Source organism: Mesorhizobium sp. WSM4844 (genome assembly GCF_055811775.1).
Genome location: NZ_JBVVQB010000111.1, coordinates 1 through 6,377, shown reverse-complemented (window position 1 = coordinate 6,377; position 6,377 = coordinate 1). Strand labels below are relative to the sequence as shown.

Sequence of the window (6,377 nt, the reverse complement as noted above, 5' to 3'; positions counted from 1 at the left end):
CGAAATCGGCAATTCAGGCGGCCGCGTGCCGATGCAGCCCCCCATGCAGCAGTTGGGTGAATTGCCATTGGAAGGGGGACCGGTTCAAGGGACAGGGTCCGAACACATCGGAGGGCTGCATGCGGAGGCCGCGCCCTCCGCAAGGTCTGAGCCCCTCGCTGCCATCGAGAACTCCATAAACGTCTCATTCGCCGTCCCCAAAGGCTTCTCCCATGGGACTCAACGCGTCCCAGACGCGATGCTCTCTTCCTTGGACCGCCATGGCTCCTTGCCGGATGCGGGCCGGGCGCGGCAAGCGGGCTTTGAGCAGCACGTGGCCGAGCCGCGCCGCGCCGAACCTGTCGCGAGTGGCGCCCGTGCTACCGGCTATCCCCATCTGTCCGACGAACACCGGGACCTTATTGATAAAGCGATCGCCCAAGCTGCGGCTCAGAAAAAATATAACGGGGGCACGGTCCGAAAATACACGTCTGCACTTCGCCGATTGGCCAATGATCTCGGCGCTCGTGGCCAAGCGACTGACCTAAAAAATCACCAATCCCTGGTCGATCACGTCGATGCTTTCTTCCCGAAAAACGAGGAAATAAAGAGGGCGTTGAACGTCCTGCGTGCGTATCATGAGCCGAGCTATTCAGCGGCTGTTAGTGCCTCTGCTACCCGCTATCCCCATCTCTCCAACGAACACCGGGACTTGATTGATAAGGCGATCGCCCACGCTGCGGCTCAGCAACACCATAGCGCGCAGACGCTCGGACTATACTCGTCTGCGCTTCGCCGATTGGCAAATGATCTCGGCGCTCGTGGCCAAGCGACTGATCTAAAAGATCACCAATCCCTGCTCGATCACCTCGATACTTTCTTTCCGAAAAACAGGGACATAAAGCCGGCGTTGAACGTCCTGCGTAGGTATCATGAGCCGGGCTATTCAGGGACTGGTCGGTGGCCAGTGACGGCGCCCCCAAAGGCAGACGCGCATGTCTTGGAACAAGTGGCCAGTGACAGCAGCTTGGCCTTAACCACCCGTGTTGTCTATGGTCGTAGTCTTCGCAGATTTTCTGAGGCGCTTGAGAGTCGGGGCCAGACGATCTCTGGGCTGGATCATGATTCGCGGATCGAACTCGCCGAGAGGTTGTTTCCAGGCAATCATTATCTCCGCTTGGCGTTGGGTCGGGTTCGCGATGCGAAACCCGCGTCGGACAGGATCATGGCGGACGTTTTGGCAGCGGCCAGCTCTGGGCACGCCAAAGTTGAGGCCGCCGCCCCGCCAGCGCTAGCTGCCAGCCAACACCGGCCCTGGCCGGATGCGCTTGACCAGGGCAACCTCCTGCCACCCGAGCGGTCCATCATTAACAAAGAACATTCGACGGCGCCGTTGCGGCCAGCGGAGAGGCAGTGGGCCCTGAATACGCCGCAAGCCGCCGCTATTCAGCAGCCGCTGAACGAAGGCGGCCGCGTGCCGATGCAGCCCCCCATGCAGCAGTTGGGTGAATTGCCATTGGCAGGGGTACCCGTTCAAGGCACAGGGTCCGAACACATTGGAAGCCTGCATGCGGAGGCCGCGCCCTTTGCAAGGTCTGAGGCACCCCCCGCTGCGGTCGAGGACTTCATAAACATCTCATTCGCCGTTCGCGGCGGCTTTTCCCATGGGACTCAACCCGTCCCAGATGCGATGCTCTCTTCCTTGTACAATCATGGCCTCTTGCCGGACGCAGACCAGTCGGAATGGAACTATGAGATTAAAGGTCACGGCTACACCGCCCGGAGGCCAGAGGGAGGCAACGACGTTTGGCTTGTCCATCGCGGTGCGATGAGGGAAGCTGCAGCCGCAGCAGTACCGGCAAGGGCTCCAGGACACGCCTTGCCTGCGACCGCCATGCTGTCAGACACCTATCGCGGTGTTCCGTTCGTCGATCTGACCAGCTCTTCCGATGCACGGATCGGAGCTTTTCCGTCAGGCTCGTCCAACCTCCCCGAGGGGGCGGTGCTCGGCGCCGACCTGCTGGGCGACGCCCATATCCACAGGGATTACCGGTTGCTGGAGCAGGACCTGCAGGTGGCCCACCCAGCGCTCGCCGCCCGAACGCGGCTGGTGGATCCCTTGGTCTCCCAGCAACTGCGCCGTCACGACCGGGACGCGCAACTTACATTGCTGTCCATCTATCATCACAGCGACGTCGCAGCCGACTTCGTGTTCCTCCCGGTGAACAGTGGCAATCCTTTGGCTACGGTGGAGAATCAGGGACGCACTGAGCATTGGTCGTTGCTGCTCGTTGATCGCCGCGACCCGGAAAGAGCGGTCGCCTATCACTACGACTCCATCCATCAGCGCGATGGACGGGGATACAATGACGCGCCTGCACGAGAGCTCGCAGCAAGACTGGACGCGACCACCGTGGTGACACCCGACATGGCCCGGCAGAACAATGGGGTTGATTGCGGCGTCTTCGTGGTGGACGGCACGCGCGCGCTGGTTCAGAGATTGGCGAACCAAGAGTGGCCGGAACGGCAGCGGCCGCTGCACCTCGACACCCTCGTCGCCGATCGGCAGGCGCTGCAAAACCGACTGAGGCAGGGCCGCTTGCCGCACGAGCTTGCCGCAATCCCCGCGGAAGCTTTTGGAGCAGCCGGGTCGCAGGTGCAACACGCCGTGTTGCAAGAGCAGGAAGCCCGACAAATCGCGCCAGCGCCGTTCGACCAGTCGCGCGAGGCCCATGACGAGCTGACGCGTACACTTGACAGGAGCAACCACCTGCTACCCGAGTGGGTGATCATCAACGACGAACATTACACAGCGCTGGTGCGGCCAGCCGAGAGGCAGAGGGCCCTGAATACGCCGCAAGCCGCCGCCATTCAGCCGCCGCTGAGCGAAATCGGCAATTCAGGCGGCCGCGTGCCGATGCAGCCCCCCATGCAGCAATTGGGTGAATTGCCATTGGAAGGGGTACCCGTTCAAGGGATAGGGTCCGAACGCACCCGAAGGCTGCATGCGGAGGCCGCGCCGTCCGCATGGTCTGAGAAGCACCTCGCTGCGATCGAGAACTCCATAAACGTCTCATTCGCCGTCCCCAAAGGCTTCTCCCATGGGACTCACCGCGTCCCAGACGCGATGCTCTCTTTCGCGGACCGCCATGACCCCTTGCGGGATGCGGGCCAGGCCCGGCAAGCGGGTTTTGCGCAGTACGTGGCCGAGCCGCGCCGAGCCGAACCTGTCGCGAGTGGCGCCCGTGCTACCGGCTATCCCCATCTTTCCGACGAACACCGGGACCTTATCGATAAGGCGATCGCCCACGCTGCGGCTCAGCAAAAATATAGCGAGAGCACGGTCCAAAAATACAGGTATGCACTTCGGCGATTGGCAAATGATCTCGGCGCTCGTCGCCAAGCGACTGATCTAAAAAATCACCAATCCCTGGTCGATCACGTCGATGCTTTCTTTCCGAAAAACGATGATATGAAGAGGGCCTTGAACGTCCTGCGTGCGTATCATGAGCCGGGCTATTCAGCGACTGCTGGTGCCCCTGCTACCCGCTATCCCTATCTATCCCACGAACACCGGGACCTGATAGATAAGGCGATCGCCCATGCTGCGGCTCAGCAACACCATAGCGCGCCGACGCTCCGAATATACACGTCTGCGCTTCGCCGATTGGCGAATGATCTCGGCGCTCGTGGCCAATCGACTGATCTAAAAAATCACCAGTCCCTGGTCGATCACGTCGATACCTTCTTTCCGAAAGACACTGAAATAAAGGATATAAGGCCGGCTTTGAACGTCCTGCGTGCATATCATGAGCCGGGCTATTCGGCGCCTGGCCGGCCACCAGTGCCATCAAAGGCAGACGCGCCTGTCCTGGAACAAGTGACCAGTGACAGCAGGTTGGCCTCGAGCACCCGTGTTGCCTATGGTCGTAGGCTTCGCAGATTTTCTGAGGCGCTGGAGAGGCAGGGCCAAACGATCTCTGGGCTGGATCATGATTCGCGGATCGAATTCGCCGAGAGGTTGTTTCCAGGCAACCGCAATCTCCTCTCCGCGCTGCAACGGGTTGGCGATGCGAAACCCGCGTCGGACAGGATCATGGCGGACGTTTTGGCAGCGGCCGGCTCTGGACACGCCGGAGTTGAGGCCGCCGACCCGCCAGCGTTAGCGGCCAGCCAACACCGGCCCTGGCCGGGTGCGCTTGACCAGGGCAACCTCCTGCCACCCGAGCGGTTCATCAACAATGAACATTCGACGGCGCCGTTGCGGCCAGCGGAGAGGCAGTGGACTGATAATCCGCAAAGCATCGCCATTCAGCAGCCGCTGAGCGAAGGCGGCCGCGTGCCGATGCAGCCCCCCATGCAGCAGTTTGGTGAATTGCCTTTGCAAGGGCTGCCGTTTCAAGGGACATGGTCCGAACACATCGGAAGGCTGCATGCGGAGGCCGGGTCCTTTGCAAGGTCTGAGGCAGCCCCCGCTGCGATCGAGAACTCCACAAACGTCTCATTCACCGTCCCTGAAGGCTTTTCCCATGGGACTCAACCCGCTCCAGACGCGATGCTCTCTTCCTTGTACCATTATGGCCTCTTGCCGGATGCGGAAAAGCCGGAATGGAGCTACGAGATCAAAGGTCAGGGCTACACCGCCGAGAGGCCAGAAGAGCGCAACGACTTTTGGCTCGTCGATCGCGGCCCGATGAGTGAAGCTGCAGCGGCAGCAGTACCGGCAAGGGCTCCAGCACCCGTCTCGCCAGCGACCGCGAGGCTATCAGACACCTTTCGCGGTGTTCCGTTGGTCGATCTGACCACCTCTTCCGGTGCACGGATCGGAGCGCTTCCGTCAGCCTCGTCCAACCTCCCCCGAGGGGCGGTGCTCGGCCCCGACCTGCTGGATGATGCCCATATCAGCAGGGATTACCAGTTGCTGGAGCAGAGCCTGCAGGCCCACCCAGCGCTCGCCGCCCGAACGCGGCTGGTGGATCCCTTGGTCTCCCAGCAACTGCGCCGTCACGACCGGGACCCGCAACTTACATTGCTGTCCATCTATCATCAAAACGACGTCGCAGCCGACTTCGTGTTCCTGCCGGTGAACAGTGGCAATCCTTTGGCTACGGTGGCGACTGATGGACGCAACGAGCATTGGTCGCTGCTGCTCGTTGATCGCCGCGACCCGGAAAGAGCGGTCGCCTATCACTACGACTCGATCCAGCACAATGGACGGGGATACAACAACGCGCCTGCACTAGAGCTCGCAACAAGACTGGACGCGACCACCATGGTGACACCCGCCATGGCCCGGCAGAACAACCTTGTTGATTGCGGCGTCTTCGTGGTGGACGGCACGCGCGCGCTGGTTCAGAGATTGGCGAACCAAGAGAGGCCGGAACGGCAGCGGCCGCTGCACCTCGACAACCTCGTCGCCGATCGGCAGGCGCTGCAAAACCGACTGAGGCAGGGCCGCTTGGCGCACGAGCTTGCCGCAATCCCCGCGGAAGCTTTTGGAGCAGCCGGGTCGCAGGTGCAACACGCCGTGTTGCAAGAGCAGCAAGCCCGACAAGTCGCGCCAGCGCCGTTTGACCAGCACTTGGGCAAGTCGCGCGAGGCCCACGACGAGCTGACGCGTACACCTGACAGGAGCAACACCGGGGGCGTCATCATCAACACTGAACATTACACAGCGCTGTTGAGACCGGCGAAGAGACAGAGGACTGATAATCCGCAAAGCCTCGCCATGGGGCGGCAGCCGAGCGAAGCAACCACGACGTCCATCAGCCCCTCCGATCAAGCCCGAGCGGACCTGATGGCTTCCTTCAGAAGCAGAGAGCGCTCCGACGCGGGGCGTTGAGCTCCATGGCTGGGGTCAAGCAGAACAGCTCTTTTGACGACAGAGGCGCTGATGCGCTCTCCGGACCGGTAGCTCTCGCCGGAATGAATCAGGCTGGCATTGTTGGAAGGCGATGTAGGCCTGGAACTCGCCGATTGGGGGTCAGGAACCTTCCGGGGATCATGATGGCGGCCGCGCCGCTCGATGTAGTGGGCGAGCGCGTGGAGAGACGATTTGCGACATACCGCGAACAACTTTACACTCGCCTTTCACGTCGGAGACCTCTACGAACATAAACGCGACAACGTTTTCAGCTAGCCGCGCCTACGAGCCGGCGTCCCTCGCCATCCTAGGGCAGCGAGCCTTCGCCCGACTCATCAACTTGGAAGGCCCCGATCTCTCTCCGAGGAACCCGAACGATATTGCGATCATAGCCCACCCCAGACGGGCCATGGGTAACATCTGGAGGTACCTGCCGCATCGACCATCGGTTGGAATAGAAGAACTGCTCGGTTCCAAGAAACAGTGGCGACATAGATATCCATGGAACCGTGATCAGTCCCTCCGCCAATAATTT

At 61.2% G+C, this 6,377-nt stretch carries 2 protein-coding genes; one reads left to right on the top strand and one right to left on the bottom strand.

The features are described 5' to 3' along the window. The coding region (locus AC0L2A_RS35660) for a C48 family peptidase (protein ID WP_473612872.1) at positions 1-5,821 on the top strand (5,821 nt) is incomplete at its 5' end. Positions 5,822-6,149: 328 nt separating this feature from the next. On the opposite strand, the gene AC0L2A_RS35655 is transcribed toward AC0L2A_RS35660, so the two are convergent. After that, on the bottom strand, positions 6,150-6,377 hold a 228-nt coding region (locus AC0L2A_RS35655), incomplete at its 5' end, for a hypothetical protein (protein ID WP_473612871.1).